This window comes from Flavobacterium sp. CLA17 (assembly GCF_013112255.2).
In the GTDB taxonomy this organism is placed as follows: domain Bacteria; phylum Bacteroidota; class Bacteroidia; order Flavobacteriales; family Flavobacteriaceae; genus Flavobacterium; species Flavobacterium circumlabens.
The window spans coordinates 4,038,733-4,053,456 of record NZ_CP068294.1 but is presented as its reverse complement, the minus strand read 5'-3'; the positions used below and the strand labels follow the sequence as shown (position 1 = coordinate 4,053,456).

At 36.1% G+C, this 14,724-nt stretch carries 16 protein-coding genes; 4 read left to right on the top strand and 12 right to left on the bottom strand.

The features are described 5' to 3' along the window. Positions 1-68 precede the first annotated feature (68 nt). Positions 69-833, top strand: coding sequence for an MBL fold metallo-hydrolase (locus tag HAV12_RS16685; protein ID WP_171570671.1), 765 nt, complete (start codon positions 69-71; stop codon positions 831-833). A 13-nt stretch (positions 834-846) separates the two neighbouring features. Further along, positions 847-1,350: a hypothetical protein gene (locus HAV12_RS16680; protein ID WP_171570670.1), complete on the top strand. Its 504-nt coding sequence runs from the start codon at positions 847-849 to the stop codon at positions 1,348-1,350. A gap of 56 nt (positions 1,351-1,406) precedes the next feature. On the opposite strand, the gene HAV12_RS16675 is transcribed toward HAV12_RS16680, so the two are convergent. From HAV12_RS16675 to HAV12_RS16660, 4 genes are all read right to left on the bottom strand, one after another. After that, on the bottom strand, positions 1,407-2,051 hold the full coding sequence (locus HAV12_RS16675) for an alpha/beta hydrolase (RefSeq protein WP_171570669.1): 645 nt from the start codon (positions 2,049-2,051) through the stop codon (positions 1,407-1,409). 128 nt (positions 2,052-2,179) lie between these two features. After that, positions 2,180-2,506, bottom strand: a complete 327-nt coding sequence (locus HAV12_RS16670) for a hypothetical protein (protein WP_171570668.1) — start codon at positions 2,504-2,506, stop codon at positions 2,180-2,182. A gap of 4 nt (positions 2,507-2,510) precedes the next feature. After that, a complete protein-coding gene (locus tag HAV12_RS16665; RefSeq protein WP_171570667.1) occupies positions 2,511-3,767 on the bottom strand; it encodes a dihydroorotase family protein in 1,257 nt (418 codons plus the stop codon). Between the two features lie 160 nt (positions 3,768-3,927). Then, positions 3,928-5,856 carry a BatA and WFA domain-containing protein gene (locus tag HAV12_RS16660; RefSeq protein WP_171570666.1) on the bottom strand — a complete coding sequence of 643 codons (1,929 nt, stop codon included), beginning with the start codon at positions 5,854-5,856 and terminating at the stop codon, positions 3,928-3,930. A gap of 319 nt (positions 5,857-6,175) precedes the next feature. On the opposite strand from HAV12_RS16660, the gene HAV12_RS16655 reads away from it, so the two are divergent. After that, a complete protein-coding gene (locus tag HAV12_RS16655; protein WP_171570665.1) occupies positions 6,176-7,288 on the top strand; it encodes a lactonase family protein in 1,113 nt (370 codons plus the stop codon). Between the two features lie 131 nt (positions 7,289-7,419). On the opposite strand, the gene HAV12_RS16650 is transcribed toward HAV12_RS16655, so the two are convergent. The 3 genes from HAV12_RS16650 to HAV12_RS16640 all read right to left on the bottom strand — a co-directional run bounded on the left by HAV12_RS16650 (position 7,420) and on the right by HAV12_RS16640 (position 10,416). Beyond that, complete coding sequence (locus HAV12_RS16650) at positions 7,420-8,772, bottom strand: DEAD/DEAH box helicase (RefSeq protein ID WP_171570664.1); 1,353 nt, start codon at positions 8,770-8,772, stop codon at positions 7,420-7,422. Positions 8,773-8,874: 102 nt separating this feature from the next. After that, positions 8,875-9,639 (bottom strand): TIGR02757 family protein, encoded by a 765-nt coding sequence (locus HAV12_RS16645; RefSeq protein WP_171570663.1) that lies wholly within the window; start codon positions 9,637-9,639, stop codon positions 8,875-8,877. A gap of 111 nt (positions 9,640-9,750) precedes the next feature. Beyond that, positions 9,751-10,416, bottom strand: coding sequence for an ABC transporter ATP-binding protein (locus HAV12_RS16640; protein WP_132037837.1), 666 nt, complete (start codon positions 10,414-10,416; stop codon positions 9,751-9,753). A gap of 170 nt (positions 10,417-10,586) precedes the next feature. Here HAV12_RS16640 and HAV12_RS16635 point away from each other — a divergent pair, with 170 nt between their 5' ends. After that, the gene (locus HAV12_RS16635) at positions 10,587-10,874 is read left to right on the top strand and encodes a hypothetical protein (protein ID WP_132037838.1); all 288 of its coding nucleotides are present in this window, start codon (positions 10,587-10,589) and stop codon (positions 10,872-10,874) included. A 6-nt stretch (positions 10,875-10,880) separates the two neighbouring features. Here the strand turns inward: HAV12_RS16635 and HAV12_RS16630 are convergent, their stop codons facing one another. From HAV12_RS16630 to serC, 5 genes are all read right to left on the bottom strand, one after another. After that, entirely contained in the window at positions 10,881-11,183 is a 303-nt protein-coding gene (locus HAV12_RS16630) for a DUF6787 family protein (RefSeq protein ID WP_171570662.1), read from the bottom strand. 32 nt (positions 11,184-11,215) lie between these two features. Then, positions 11,216-11,650, bottom strand: coding sequence for a DUF6146 family protein (locus HAV12_RS16625; RefSeq protein ID WP_171570661.1), 435 nt, complete (start codon positions 11,648-11,650; stop codon positions 11,216-11,218). A gap of 193 nt (positions 11,651-11,843) precedes the next feature. Beyond that, the gene (locus HAV12_RS16620; RefSeq protein ID WP_171570660.1) at positions 11,844-12,407 is read right to left on the bottom strand and encodes a DUF937 domain-containing protein; all 564 of its coding nucleotides are present in this window, start codon (positions 12,405-12,407) and stop codon (positions 11,844-11,846) included. Positions 12,408-12,511: 104 nt separating this feature from the next. After that, on the bottom strand, positions 12,512-13,462 hold the full coding sequence (locus HAV12_RS16615; RefSeq protein WP_171570659.1) for a D-2-hydroxyacid dehydrogenase: 951 nt from the start codon (positions 13,460-13,462) through the stop codon (positions 12,512-12,514). A gap of 177 nt (positions 13,463-13,639) precedes the next feature. Beyond that, a complete protein-coding gene (gene serC / locus HAV12_RS16610; RefSeq protein WP_171570658.1) occupies positions 13,640-14,710 on the bottom strand; it encodes a 3-phosphoserine/phosphohydroxythreonine transaminase in 1,071 nt (356 codons plus the stop codon). Positions 14,711-14,724 lie beyond the last annotated feature (14 nt).

The following is a 14,724-nucleotide window of genomic DNA, read 5'->3' as shown; positions in this document are numbered from 1 at the left end:
CAAAGTTAGCAAATTAGGCTTCTAATGAAAGAGAAATAATCCTATTTTTGTAAAAAAATTAAGTTCAATTGAAGATCTATTTTTTAGGTACCGGTACTTCTCAGGGTATCCCAATTATTGGGGTCGATCATCCTGTTTGTAATAGCACTGATGCTAAGGACAAAAGGCTCCGCGTGTCCATTTGGATTACGTGGGACACACATTCGTACGTGATAGATTGTGGTCCTGATTTCAGGCAGCAAATGCTTTCCTGCGGATGCCGCAAGGTGGATGCTATTTTATTTACGCATGAACATGCAGATCATACGGCAGGTTTAGACGATATTCGCCCGTTTAATTTCAGACAGGGTGAAATTCCTGTTTATGCCCATCAGCGGGTAATAGACAATCTCAGACGTCGTTTTGACTATGTTTTCGAAACTGTCAACAAATATCCCGGAGCACCAAGTGTAAAAACAATCGAAGTCAAAAACGATGCACCTTTTGCCATTGGGGACAAAATGGCAATTCCGGTAAATGTTATGCATGGCGATTTGCAGGTTTTCGGATATCGGATAGATGACTTTGCGTATCTCACAGACGTAAAAACCATTCACGAAACCGAAATTAAAAAGCTCAAAAACCTGAAAGTTTTGGTGGTAAATGCTTTGCGTGTAGAACCTCATGAGACACACTTCAACCTGCAGGAAGCCCTTGATTTTATCAATTTGGTAAAACCTGAAGTGGCTTATTTAACACACATCAGCCATGTATTGGGTTTTCACGAAGAAGTGCAGCAGCAACTTCCTGAAAATGTCTTTCTGGCTTACGATAATTTAGAAATTACAATTTAATTATATTCCAAAAATGAAAAAATCCTTAATGCTTTACCTTTTTATCCTTGCGATATTAATGAATGTTTTTACGTATATGTTTTACAGCCGTGAAGTAAAATTTGGGCAGGAAAGATATGATAAAACAACCAAAAAGCTAAGAGACAGTATCAATCTGGTTACAACAAAACTGACAGAATCGAATTATTTTTCTTTGGAAAATAACGAAAATGCACAGAACTATTTTGATAACAGTGCCTCGGGAGGTAAAGTGATTCTTTACGAAAAACTGATTCCGGTGGTAACCGAAAAATTACTGGATTACAATTCCAGTCCAGACGGAAATCCGTATACAGGACAGGACAAAATTGAGGGTAAAAAATTTATCATCAATAAAGTTAAAATACTGAATCACAGATGGATTATTGCAGATTACAGCAATGGCGAATATTGGGGGGAAGTGTTGTTGAAATACTTTGTTGCTGATGATGAAAGCATTACTTTTGAAGTAAACCAGTCTTTGCTGTATCAAAAATAGAGTTTACAGTTTACAGTCGCAGTTTTACACTGAAAACTGCGACTGTAAACTGAATACTATAAAGCAAGCCAGTTCTTAAAATCAAAGAAATTCTGCGGTGCAACTCCGTGACCAACAGGGTATTCTTTATACGTAACAGGAATATTTAATTTCTCTAAGATTGCTGGAGTTCTTCTGGCCCATTCAATCGGAATAACCTGATCTACAGTTCCGTGAGAAGCAAATATTTTCAGGTTTGTAAAGTCATTTTGTTCAAAACCTTCCTTGATGATTTCTTCATTAAAATAACCACTCATCGCAACCACTTTCTGAATTTTTTCAGGATACGAAAGCGCTACGGCATAACTCAGAATAGAACCCTGACTGAAGCCAATTAAAGTTACATTAGCGGGATCGATAGGATAATTCGCTACTAATTCATCGATAAATGCAGCGATTAAATCACGTGAAGTTTTAGCTTGTTCGTTATCTGAAAACTTATTCTGATCCGCATCAAAATTAATGGCGTACCAGGCATAGGCTCCATATTGCAAATCATAAGGTGCTCTTGCCGAAATGATGTAATAATTGTCCGGAAGTTCAGAAGCAAATGAAAACAAATCAGCTTCGTTGCTGCCATATCCGTGTAATAAAAGCAAAACGGGATTCTTGTCTAAGATAACTTTTGGTTCTTGTATTTTATATTCTAAAGATAGATTCATTTCTTGTAAAAGTTCTGAGTTTGAGTTATGAGTTGGAAATTTTCCCTTTTGCCAAAAATTCGCCTTGACAACGTTTTTCAGGTTTGGAATTTGGAATTTATCCCAACGCTTCGGGATTGGAATTTATTCTAACCAATGCTTTTAAACCATTTCTGAAAAAGCTCTCCAACTAAAGGAATAGGTCTTGTATGTCCCTGTATAGCACTAAATATACCATAGCTCCATAAAACTGAAATGCAGATCCACATCGGGAAAGTAATGAAAAAGCTGTCAAAATTGCTGATAATAGCTCCAAATGAAATGAAAGCCAGCGATAGTCCCAAAGCCTGGCGTATATGAAATGAAGCAAAACTATTTTTGTTTTCAGAGTTCATAGACATGGCAATAAGTACACCTATAATTAAAATGTAGCTGGTAATTGCAGCAGTTTTTCCCTCTTCGATCGAATTATTCATGTGATTATTTTGTGATAACAAGTTGATTTTGATTTAAAATTCCATAAACAGCACCTTGAATTTCTGTTCCTAAGAACGCAGAATTTTTGGATTTGGAAAGAATATTTTCTTTTGTAAAAGTTGATTTTCCTTTTGTGGTAAAAAGTGTAAAATTAGCTTTGGCACCTTCTGTAATTGCATTGTTTTGAATTCCGAAAACCGCTTTTCCTGAAGTTAGTTTTTCGATTACAGTTTCTAAAGGTAAAACAGTTAATAAAGCACCAAAAGCACTTTCGAGTCCAATGGTACCATTTTTAGCCGTATCAAATTCCATTTTTTTGAATTCAATGTCAATCGGATTATGATCGGAAGTAATCATATCAATTGTTCCGTCAAGGACAGCATCGATAAGGCCAATCCTGTCCGTTTCATTTCGCAATGGCGGTGTTACTTTGTAGCGTGTGTCAAAACCTTCTAATTTTTCATCGTTTAAAACCAAATGGTGAACAGCCACACTGCAGGTTATGTTCAGGCCTTTCGCTTTAGCTTCCTTAATCATGGCAGCCGATTTTGCGGTAGAAATGGTTGGTATATGAAGTTTTCCTCCTGTATATTCCAGTAAAAACAAGTTTCTGGAAATCTGTAATTCTTCCGCTAAATTTGGAATTCCTTTTAAACCTAGTCGCGTAGAAACAATTCCTTCGTTTACGACACCATTTCCTTTAATGTTGGCATCTTGCGAATAGGAAATGATCAAACCATCGAAATCCTGCACATATTGCAAGGCGATTTTCAGAAGATTGGCATTGTCAAGGCTTTTGTTATAATCTCCAAAAGCGACAGCACCCGATTTTTTCATATCAAATAATTCTGCCATATCCTTCCCTTCACTGGCTTTGGTTAAAGCTCCGATTGGGAAAAGTTCTGTTGCAAAACCATTTGCTTTGCTTTTTACAAAATTAATCTGCGATTGATTGTCGATAACAGGGAAGGAGTTGGGCTGAAGCGCAATGCCGGTAAAACCACTTTTGGCTGCAACTTTCAATCCGTTTGCGATGGTTTCCCTGTCTTCGTAACCTGGTTCTCCAAAAGAAACACTGCTGTCAAACCAGCCTTGTGAGAGATGTAGATTATCGAATTTTACTTCGGTTGTATCGTCAATATCAAGAATTGAAGGTCCTATTTTTTCTATAATACCATCTGCAATTAAAAGATCAACGGTCTGGTTGTGAAAAGAACTTTTTGAGTCGATAATTCTGGCGCTTCTGATGATTATTTTCATATGTAGATAAATTTATTTTAAATTGAAATCGTAGCTGCTTAACATTCAGAGGTTATCTTGTGTCATTTCGACGAAGGAGAAATCGCATCCAATGCTCCTTGCAGTGCGTTCTCAGCTTGTGCGATTTCTCCTTCGTTGAAATGACAATGCTGTACAAACTTTACTTTACAAATTTGATAATGGCCATTTCTAATGCTAAAAATAACAGTGCAAAGATAACAAACCATTTCCAAATTTGGCTGTCAGTTCGTTCAGTTTGCAGGGTGTTAAAAATAGTTGAAAGGGTATCGGCAGTTTTAAAATCCGAAACCACACTTGTATTGGCCTGGCTTAAATCACTTTCGCTTCGTTTGTAATTGAAGCTCAGGTTTTCTACCCAGTTTTTTTTATCAAAAGCACTATAATTTCCGGCTGTTTCAGGAAAGTCGTTAAATATTAATTTTACTTTATTATTCAATATTTGCTGAATCGGAATAAAAGAATCGTCATTTCCTTTTATCTCTAAAATAGCATCCTTCGTCAATAAAACATCCACGAAATACGGCTGATTATTACCAATAGTCAATGCATTAACTCCCGTTTTTTGGTTGTTCTGCCCCATTTTGTAAAAAAGAGGAACAATTAAAGGCGACTGCTGAAAGTTTGAATTCACAGCATTAAGAGGTGCTGAGAAAACAGAAACTCCCGAAACCGCATTTTGAACCATTGTAAGGAATACGCTTTGGTCTTCATAAGATAAAACTGCCGGATACGGACTCGAAATGTCAAATGACTTAGCGGTTTTAGGATATTGAAAATTCGTAATTTTATTTTCAAAAACACCAGCAAACAAAGGGTGATCAAAGTTGATTTTGGTAATTAATTTACTGGTATTCTGAAGGTTTTTAAATTGAATTTTTCCAAAATTACCTAGAAAAGTATTCAGGTTGCTAATCGAACTTTTTTCAGAAGGTATGATTACTAAATTCCCGCCTTTTGATACAAATGCTTTTAAAGTGGTCTGCAAAGCCTGAGGCACTTCTTCCAGTTCATTCAGAATAATAGTATTTTGTTTTTCTAAACTATTATAATCCAGACTACTGAGCGAGTAGTTGTTATAATTGAACTCAGATTGCGTGTAAATTCTGGACAAAAAGTTACTTTTTTCCGGATCTCCAATACTAATGACGTTTGTTTTCTTCGTTTTCGAAATACTGAAATAAAGCTTGTTATCGTAACTCAAGCCATTATCTTCAATCGTTACATAACCATGAAAAGCTTCTTTCGGAATCGTAAAATTGATTTTCTTTTTCCTGTTATCAAAATTGATGATGGTTTTGGCAATCAGTTTGTTCTGATTGTAAAGTGCCATCGAAATTGGTTTGAAATCTTCTCCGTAAGCCGATAAATTCACACTGATTTCATAAAAATGATCCAGGGTCTGATTGATAAAAACGCTGTCAATCGCGACATTATTTTTTTGTTCCGCTTCCGGAATTATAAAATAAGGTTTTTCTTCAGGATCAATATTTTTTATATCTTTTTCAGTAAGGCCAACAGCATCAGTAATGACTACAATGTCTTTTTTATGAGCAGATTTATGCGCTTTAATTTTTGCTATTATAGCTGAAAGCTCAAACGGAGTTGCGCTGTATTTTAGATTTTGTAAAGCACTTTTGGAAGATTTAATATCGGTATTCCAATAGTTTTCGGTATTGGTAAGCAGTGAAAAATTAGCAGTTTCAGGGGTGTTTTCCAGTAATTCCTGAACGGCTCGTTTTAGTAATTCACCCTTTTTTCCTTTTGCCTGCATACTAAAGGAATTGTCCAGAATAATATACATTTCGTTCGATGCATTTTTACTGTCTTTGGCTTCGAAAAAAGGCTGTGCGAAGGCAAAAATAGCGAAAGCCAATAAGAGCAAACGGGTGGCCAGCAATAGTCTTTTTTTTATTTTAGAACTTTTACGGGTTTGAATGGAAAGTTCTTTTAAGAAACGAACGTTCGTAAAATAGGAGGTTTTAAAACGTCGTAATTGAAACAAATGAACCAAAACAGGAACAATCAATAAAAACAGAAAGTATAGAATTTCGGGGTGTTTAAAATGCATTCTGGCTTTGATTTACTTCACTACGTTTGTTTTTTCGTGAAGATACTGGTCAAAAATACAAATTTTTAGTTAAACCAAATACGTAATATTGGTTAAACCCTAAGTTATATGTTGCTTAAACCATATAAGTAATTTAAGTTCATATAATTTTTGAACAAACAACAAACAAACATTTGCTTATAATCTCTTCAACTACTTATATGGTTTCAGTGCAGATATTTGAAAAATGTAACTTTTGTAAATTCATTTGTAATAAAAAATGGACTTCCAAAAGAGAATATTGAGTATTTTAGCTAATTCAAAAAACAAATCAAAAAATATGAAAAGATTATATATGTTTCTTTTTTCAACTTTAGTTTTTACTACTTTCCAGGCTCAGAATAAATTCAATTTATTGGTGGGAACTTATACGAACACTTGTGAGAGTAAGGGGATTTATGTGTACGAATTCAATGCAGCTACAGGTGAATTTAAATTGAAAAATAACTCAGAAAATGTTTTAAGTCCAAGTTATTTGTCTGTTTCAGCAGATAATAAATTTGTTTATGCCGTAAACGAAAACGGAACCCAGAGTACCGCAAGTGCTTTTGGATATGACGCCAAATCAGGAAAACTTACTTTTTTAAATAAAAATGATGCTTTAGGAGCAGATCCGTGTCATTTAATTAATGATGCTCAGAATGTAATTATAGCCAATTATTCAGGCGGAAGTATTGCTGTATTTAAGAAAAATGCTGATGGAAGTATAACGGAGGGGCAACAGTTAATTCAGCATGAAGGAAAAGGTCCAAATAAAGCGCGTCAGGAGAAAGCACATGTCCATATGGTGGTTTTTTCACCGGATAAAAAGTTTGTTTTATCGAATGATTTAGGCGAGGATAAGGTGTTTATTTATAAATACAATCCGACTGCTAAACATGAAATTCTAACACTAAAAGGAACAGTTGACGTAAAAGCAGGAAGTGGCCCAAGACATTTAACTTTCAGCAAAGATGGCAAATTTGTGTATCTGGTTCAGGAATTAGACGGAACACTGACTACTTTTTCGTATGATAAAAACGGAAGTTTAAAACTTGTCGGAGAAATCAGTATTCTTCCAAAAGATTTTAAAGGAGGAACCGGAGCAGCGGCTATAAAAATTTCGCCTGACGGAAAATTTTTATACGTATCAGACCGCGTAGATGTTAATGCTATTTCGGTTTATAAAATTCTTAAAAACGGAGGATTAGAACTGGTCGAACAATTAAGTACTTTAGGGAAAGGCCCAAGAGATTTCGCAATGGATCCAACAGGAAATTACCTTTTAGTAGCACATCAGTATACGAATGATATCATAATTTTTAAAAGAGACAAAACTACCGGAAAGCTGACCGATACTGGTAAAAAAATAGAACTTTGTTCGCCGGTTGGACTGGTTTTTACGAAAATGTAAGTTACCAAGGTTCAGAGCTACAGAGAAACAAAGGCTCAAAGATTAAAAAATAAAGGCTCAAAAGTGAAGAAGCATAAGTTTAAAAACTTTGAACCTCTGCACCTTTGAGCCTTTGAACCTTTAGAAAAAACCTATTTATTCTTATCTTTTCTTTTCTTATCTCTCGTTTTCAACATATTTCTGTTAACAGAACCATGCGTTTTCTTTTTGGTTTTTGATGGACCTCCAAGATTCACTTTTTTGTTCTTTTTGTCTTTTTCATGGAAAGCACCATCTCCGTTGAGTTTTTGTTTTTTCATTAAAAACTTAATAGGCTGGCGGTCTTTTTCAGGCTCGATCAGTTTAGATGAAATTTCTACTTCTTGAGGAAAATCGGCTATTGCCAGTTCCTGATTCATTAAAACTTCAACTTCTACCTTAAATTCTTCTTCACGTGGCGTGATAAAACTGATTGCAGTTCCTGTAGCATCGGCACGACCAGTACGGCCAATTCGGTGCATGTATAATTCAGGGAATTCCGGGAGCTCAAAGTTAATAACATGAGAAATATTAGAAATATCCAAACCTCTCGCCATAATGTCTGTGGTAATCAGTCCGCGAAGATTTCCTTCCTGAAATTCAGCCATCGTACTCAAACGGTAATTTTGAGATTTATTGGAGTGAATTACTCCAAACTGACCTTCGAAATCTTCTTCGATACGTGTGTGAAGCATGTCTGAAATCTTTTTATTATTCACAAAAACCAAAACACGTTCCATGCTTTCATTGGTTTCCAATAAATGTTTCAGTAAGTTTACTTTGGTATTAAAGTTCGGAACATTATAGGTAATCTGTGTAATTTTTTCAAGTGGAGTTCCTGAAGCAGCAAGTGTGACTTCTTCCGGAAAATCAAAAAAGTCATTCAGAACCGCATCTACTTCATCCGTCATGGTTGCGGAGAATAAAATGTTTTGACGTTTGGTTTTCATCATCGCCAACAATGCTGTCAATTGCGTACGGAAACCTAAATTCAGCATTTCATCGAACTCATCAATTACTAATTTCTGAGTCTCATCAAAACGAATTACCGCATCCAAAGCCAAATCCATAGTACGACCAGGGGTTCCAACCAGGATATCAACTCCTTCGTAAACGGCTTTTTTCTGTGTATTGATATTTACACCACCAAAAATACCAAGTGTTTTAACCGACATGTATTTGGTTAATTTCTCTACTTCTTCTACAACCTGAACCACTAATTCACGGGTAGGAACCAGAATTACAATTTTTGGGGTATTGGTTGGCGTAAATTTGTATAATTTTAAAAGAGGCAGTAAATAGGCAAATGTTTTACCAGTACCGGTTTGTGCAATTCCCATCATATCGCGACCTGACATAATCACAGCAAAGGATTTTTCCTGAATTGGAGTTGGTGTAACAAAACCCAATTCGTCGATTGCTTTTTGTAGTGATTTTGGAAGATTGAATTTTTCGAAAGTGCTCATTTACATTAAATTTTGTGCAAATGTACGTTAAAATAACGGTTTGATTGTTAGATTACCAGATGATTCGAGAAATTCAGGTATTTAATTGCTTGATTATCAATATCAGAATCCTTCAAAAACACCAAGGCCAAAAAGGGCAAAATCGTATTTTACAGGGTCTTGAGCGTCCATTTTCCTTAGTTTTTGGTCTAATTCAGCTAAAGCTTTTCCATCGTTTTGTTTTCGGGTCAGGATGCCCAGCTTTCGGGCAACATTGCCGGAATGTACATCTAAAGGGCAGGATAAGGCAGCTGGTGAGATCGTTTTCCAGATTCCTAAATCGACTCCTTTTGTATCCTGACGTACCATCCAGCGCAGGTACATGTTGATTCTTTTGGCAGCGGAATTGTTTAAGGGATCTGAAATGTGTTTTTGAGTTCGCGGAAGATGATCTGTTTCAAAAAAGATCTTTTTAAATTCATGAATGCTTTTTTGCAGGCTTTCATTTTCCTGATTTTTAGCAAAGACGGCTTCAAGGCCATTGTGGTTTTTATAAATGTGCTGCAATCCTTTTATAAAACCGGCAAAATCATTTCCGTTAAAGGTTCTGTGAACAAAATTCTCCAGTCTTGCCAAATCTTCACCAGAATGGGACATAACAAAATCATAAGGCGTATTACCCATTAATTCCATCATGGAATGCGAATTTTTAATAATCATTTTACGATTTCCCCAGGCAATGGTGGCACTTAGGAAACCGGCAATTTCGATGTCTTCTTTTTGAGTAAACAAATGCGGAATCTGTACCGGATCGCTTTCAATAAAATCCTGATTGTTGTATTGAATGACTTTTTCGTCCAGAAATTCTTTGAGTTCTTTTTGGTTCATGCTTAAAATGAAAGTTCTTGTTATTCTGGTGTCGTAGCCCTGATGGGAGCGGCATCCTTTTTCTTGCTTCTTTAGCAAGGAAAAGATAGAGCGGACAGCAGGAAATAGCTCCTAATTACTAATTTGGCCATCGACCATGATTAATTTTCTGTCGGCCATATTGGCTAATTCTTCGTTGTGGGTCACGATCACGAAAGTCTGACCGAATTCGTCACGAAGCTGAAAAAATAACTGATGCAGATTTTCGGCAGAATGGGTATCCAGGTTTCCGGAAGGTTCATCGGCAAAAATTACGTCAGGTTTATTAATCAGGGCTCTGGCAACAGCGACACGTTGTTGTTCCCCGCCCGAAAGTTCGCTTGGTTTATGATTTATTCTGTGCGACAAACCAAGATATTCTAATAGCCTTTTAGCTTCTTTTTCGGTTTCAGCTTTAGGTTTATTGGCTAAATAAGCAGGAATGCAAACATTTTCCAAGGCTGTAAATTCCGGTAATAACTGGTGAAACTGAAAAATAAATCCCAAATTTAAATTTCTGAATTTTGATAATGCTTTATCATTGAAACCCAGTATATTCTCTCCGTTTATAATTAATGAAGTTTCAGTTTGTGATTTTGATGGTTTATCTAATGTTCCTAAAATTTGCAGTAATGTTGTTTTTCCGGCTCCGGAAGCTCCAACGATTGAAACAATTTCTCCTTTTTTAATATGCAAATCGACTCCTTTTAAAACTTCAAGCTGATCGTAGAATTTATGTATATTTTTTGCGTGTATCATTTATGAAACTGTTTTTACAAAGAAACAAAGATTCTGTTGAAATCGTAAGCTGTTCTAACAGAATTTTAGGAACAATATTTGATTGTTAGGTTGAGGACAATTTTATAAATGTAAAAAGTCTGATTTATAACCAGTTGGTTTTTAAATAAAATAGTACTAAATTTAGGAATATGAAAGAAGAAATAATGGTGAAAGACGAAAAAACCAAAAAGCTGTTGTTGGGTCTGCTTTTTGATGCAATGGGAATGTTGACTTTTACAATTCCGCTTGTTGGGGAATTTGCCGATGTTGTCTGGGCACCGCTGGCCGGTTTTTTAATGACTTATATGTACAAAGGAAGAGTAGGGAGAGTAGCGGGTATTTTGACTTTTGTAGAAGAAATTCTGCCTTTTACAGATGTAATTCCGTCGTTTACACTAACGTGGATTTACACCTATTACATCCAGAGAAAGGAATAAAACTAATTAATCTTTAAACAGAAATCCAAGCCCCATACTTTTGAGCATTTTTTTTTCAAAGTTCCAAAAGAAACGAAACTGTCCGAACAGGGTTCCTATTGCCACTAATAAAACCTGGTAAATAGGGAAAATAATAATCAGTCTGATTAAGGTAAACCATCCGCCAAAATCTTCTTTGCTGATTCCCAGCCAAATACAAAAAGGCTTGGATAAATAAGCCGATGCCGATCCGGTGATGGCAAAAACAATAAATATAATAATGAGTTGGAAGTTTGAGGAGATTCCCCAGCGTTGCTTTAATTTATTCATTTTTATTTGTAATGATTACAAATATAACAACATTATCTGGAAGGAACATAACCCCAAAGTTTTTGTTTGTAAGTATTTTGAAAATAAATCATATAATTATAAATGAGGTAATTTACCTCGTACCCATAATTGATTGCAGGGTTATAATTGATATTCATTTCATATAAATTCGGACTGTAACGTTGCGGCTGCAAAACACGATTATTCCATTCGTTTACGTATAAAATATTTTTCGACTCCAGATAGCTTTGAGAGTGATAATTTCTTGGAAAAGCTCGGGAAGCCAGCCAGGTGCTAAAACCGTTGTCGATAATGATAACTTCGTATTCTAAAGAGTCATTGGCAATTCGTATCGTATCGTTTAATGCTACTCCATTATTATTTACCGGTTCAATTGCATTTGTTTTGGCAGTTGAGCAGGCTATAATGGTGCACAAAATCGCAAGAATGTAAACGAAGTTTTTCATGACTTTTAATTTGAACCTAAAGTTACGGAAAAAAAAGGTACTAAGGTACTAAGTTGCAAAGGTACTAAGGTTTAGAGCTGCAAAGGGACAAAGGGACAAAGGTTCAGAGGTACAAAGGCTGACTTTATTAAAAAAGATCGCAAAGAAAACCTTTGCAACTCTGAACCTTTGCAACTCTGAACCTTAAAAAAACTTATCTTCCAAATAATTTACCGATAAAGCCTGAGATGCCTCCTTTGCTTTTGGTGATGACCATAACATCTGCTACGTCAACTTTTCCATCAGCATTTTGGTCCAGGCCAAACTGCATTCCGTATTTAGAGATGGTGTCCATAATACCGGATGCCTGTCCGCTGTTTCCGGAAATGGCTCCAATGATATCTGAAATCTGAAAACTGCTGTCATTTGGATCTTTTGCTTTATTCACCAATGAATTTAATACCTGTGGAATAATGCTGGAGGCAACACCTGAAGAATCTGCATTGCTTAATCCAAATTTCTCACCAAGACTACCTGTGAGTTGCTGTGTTATTTGCTGTACCACCGGATTCGAATTGTCTATTGGAGAACTTCCGTTAAATAAACCAGCCAACTGTTCTGCACCACCACCCTCTGAAGCAATTTTCTGCAGTCCTGAAAAAATGGAGTTGCCGGCTTCAGCTACTACCGCTTCATTATGTTCGTTTGGGACGGCACTGTTATTGACAACTGCATCGCCTCCATATTGTTGCACTAATTGTGTTAATTGTTCAAACATGATTTAGATTTTTTTAGATTGGTAAGTTCAAATTTAATAAAAAAGAAAAGGGATTTATTAAACAATGTTAATAAATCCCTTTTAAGATATTTAATTACAGTTAATTAGCTCAACAAAGTGATAATTTGTGAAGCTAACTCAGTACCAATTCTGTCTTGTGCTTCTCCCGTTGCAGCTCCGATGTGTGGCGTCAATGAAATTTTAGGGTGCATTAAAATTGCCATTTCCGGTTTTGGCTCGCTTTCAAAAACGTCCAGTCCTGCAAATGCTACTTTACCTGAATCCAAAGCTTTTACCAATGCCACTTCGTCAATCACACCACCACGGGCACAGTTTACGATTCCAACACCGTCTTTCATAATTGCAAATTCTTTTTCCCCGATGATATAACCATCCTGAGCAGGAACGTGTAGGGTAATAAAATCGGCTTCTTTAAACAACGATTCCAAAGATTGGGAAACAATTGTTGTCGTAATAGACTGACCGTCAAAAAACTCTACCTTTACATCTACAGTCGGAATAAAACTATCGGCAGCAATCACTTTCATACCTAAACCAAGTGCCATTTTTGCAGTAGCCTGGCCAATACGTCCGATACCAACAATTCCAAGCGTTTTTCCTCTTAATTCAACCCCGTTTGCGTAGGCTTTTTTCAAACCGTCAAAGTTTGAATCTCCTTCAAGAGGCATATTTCGGTTAGAATCATGTAAAAAACGAACACCGGAAAATAAGTGTCCAAAAACCAGTTCAGCAACAGATTCTGATGATGAAGCAGGTGTGTTAATTACGTGAACTCCTTTGCTTTTGGCATAATCAACATCGATATTATCCATACCAACACCACCACGGCCAATGATTTTAAGCCCCGGGCAGGCATCAATAATATCTTTACGAACTTTAGTCGCACTGCGCACTAAAACTACGCTTACATTGTTTTCGTTTACAAAATTAGCCACTTGTTCCTGTGCCACTTTTGTTGTTATAACTTCAAATCCACCTTTTTCTAAAGCTAGAATTCCACTTTTAGAAATTCCGTCATTGGCTAATACTTTCATTTGTGTTTATGTGTTTATTTGGTTAATCGTTTATTCGTTTAAAGGTTTAATTGATTAGCCATCTATTATATTTTTTTTGATTTAGGAATTCGGTCAGTCTCAGTCTCAGTTTTCAGTCTCAGTTTACAGTTTGCACTATTCGGTTTGAAAACTGTAAACTGAGACTGAAACTGCGAACTAAACTTTAGATTCCAACGCTTTCATTACATCTACCAATACCTGAACACTTTCGATCGGCATCGCATTGTAAATTGAAGCTCTGTAACCACCAACAGAACGGTGTCCCGGTAATCCTGAGATATTGGCTTCTTTCCAAAGCGCATCAAAAGTTGCGGCGTGATCGGGGTTGTTCAATAAGAAAGTAACATTCATTTTAGAACGGTCTTCAGCTGCGGCAGCTCCTTTGAATAAAGGATTTCTGTCGATTTCAGCATAAAGCAAAGCCGCTTTGGCATCGTTTAATTTTTCAATCGCTGCAACACCACCGTTATTTTTGATCCATTGTAGCGTTAATAACGAAACATATACTGCAAAAACAGGAGGTGTATTGTACATGCTTTCTGCTTTGATATGTTTAGCGTAATCTAACATACTTGGAATAGTTCTTCCGTTTTTCTCCAGAATTTCTTCTTTGACAACGACCAAAGTTGTTCCTGCAGGTCCCATATTTTTTTGGGCTCCGGCATAGATTAAATCAAATTTAGAAAAATCTAAATTACGTGAAAAAATATCCGAACTCATATCGCAAACTACAGGAATATCTGTAGTTGGGAAATCATGCATCTGAGTTCCAAAAATGGTATTGTTACTGGTACAGTGAAAATAATCTGCATCAGCTGGTATTTTGTATCCTTTTGGAATATGATTGTAATTTTCTTCTTTTGAAGTAGCTACGACAACAGTTTCTCCAAAATTTTTAGCTTCTTTTATGGCAGCGGTTGCCCAGGTTCCTGAATCTAAGTAAGCGGCTTTTCCGTTTTCTTTCATCAAATTGTACGGCGCCATTAAAAATGCAGTACTGGCACCACCTTGTAAAAATAAGGCCTGATATCCTTTTCCTTCAAGTCCTAATAATTCTAAAGCAAGCGATCGGGCTTCATCCATTACAGCAACAAAATCTTTGCTTCGGTGCGAAATTTCAAGGATAGATAGTCCTGAATCATTGAAATTTAAAATGGCTTTTGAAGCTTTCTCAAAAACTTCTTGTGGTAAAATACTTGGTCCTGCGCTGTAGTTGTGTTTTTTCATGATATAGTTAATAG

What these genes read in the sequence shown, in the direction of transcription:
- HAV12_RS16680 (WP_171570670.1), top strand. Translation starts at nt 847, where the DNA reads ATGAAAAAATCCTTAATGCTTTACCTTTTTATCCTTGCGATATTAATG.
- HAV12_RS16675 (WP_171570669.1), bottom strand. Translation starts at nt 2,051, where the DNA reads ATGAATCTATCTTTAGAATATAAAATACAAGAACCAAAAGTTATCTTA.
- HAV12_RS16670 (WP_171570668.1), bottom strand. Translation starts at nt 2,506, where the DNA reads ATGAATAATTCGATCGAAGAGGGAAAAACTGCTGCAATTACCAGCTAC.
- HAV12_RS16665 (WP_171570667.1), bottom strand. Translation starts at nt 3,767, where the DNA reads ATGAAAATAATCATCAGAAGCGCCAGAATTATCGACTCAAAAAGTTCT.
- HAV12_RS16660 (WP_171570666.1), bottom strand. Translation starts at nt 5,856, where the DNA reads ATGCATTTTAAACACCCCGAAATTCTATACTTTCTGTTTTTATTGATT.
- HAV12_RS16655 (WP_171570665.1), top strand. Translation starts at nt 6,176, where the DNA reads ATGAAAAGATTATATATGTTTCTTTTTTCAACTTTAGTTTTTACTACT.
- HAV12_RS16650 (WP_171570664.1), bottom strand. Translation starts at nt 8,772, where the DNA reads ATGAGCACTTTCGAAAAATTCAATCTTCCAAAATCACTACAAAAAGCA.
- HAV12_RS16645 (WP_171570663.1), bottom strand. Translation starts at nt 9,639, where the DNA reads ATGAACCAAAAAGAACTCAAAGAATTTCTGGACGAAAAAGTCATTCAA.
- HAV12_RS16640 (WP_132037837.1), bottom strand. Translation starts at nt 10,416, where the DNA reads ATGATACACGCAAAAAATATACATAAATTCTACGATCAGCTTGAAGTT.
- HAV12_RS16635 (WP_132037838.1), top strand. Translation starts at nt 10,587, where the DNA reads ATGAAAGAAGAAATAATGGTGAAAGACGAAAAAACCAAAAAGCTGTTG.
- HAV12_RS16630 (WP_171570662.1), bottom strand. Translation starts at nt 11,183, where the DNA reads ATGAATAAATTAAAGCAACGCTGGGGAATCTCCTCAAACTTCCAACTC.
- HAV12_RS16625 (WP_171570661.1), bottom strand. Translation starts at nt 11,650, where the DNA reads ATGAAAAACTTCGTTTACATTCTTGCGATTTTGTGCACCATTATAGCC.
- HAV12_RS16620 (WP_171570660.1), bottom strand. Translation starts at nt 12,407, where the DNA reads ATGTTTGAACAATTAACACAATTAGTGCAACAATATGGAGGCGATGCA.
- HAV12_RS16615 (WP_171570659.1), bottom strand. Translation starts at nt 13,462, where the DNA reads ATGAAAGTATTAGCCAATGACGGAATTTCTAAAAGTGGAATTCTAGCT.
- serC (WP_171570658.1), bottom strand. Translation starts at nt 14,710, where the DNA reads ATGAAAAAACACAACTACAGCGCAGGACCAAGTATTTTACCACAAGAA.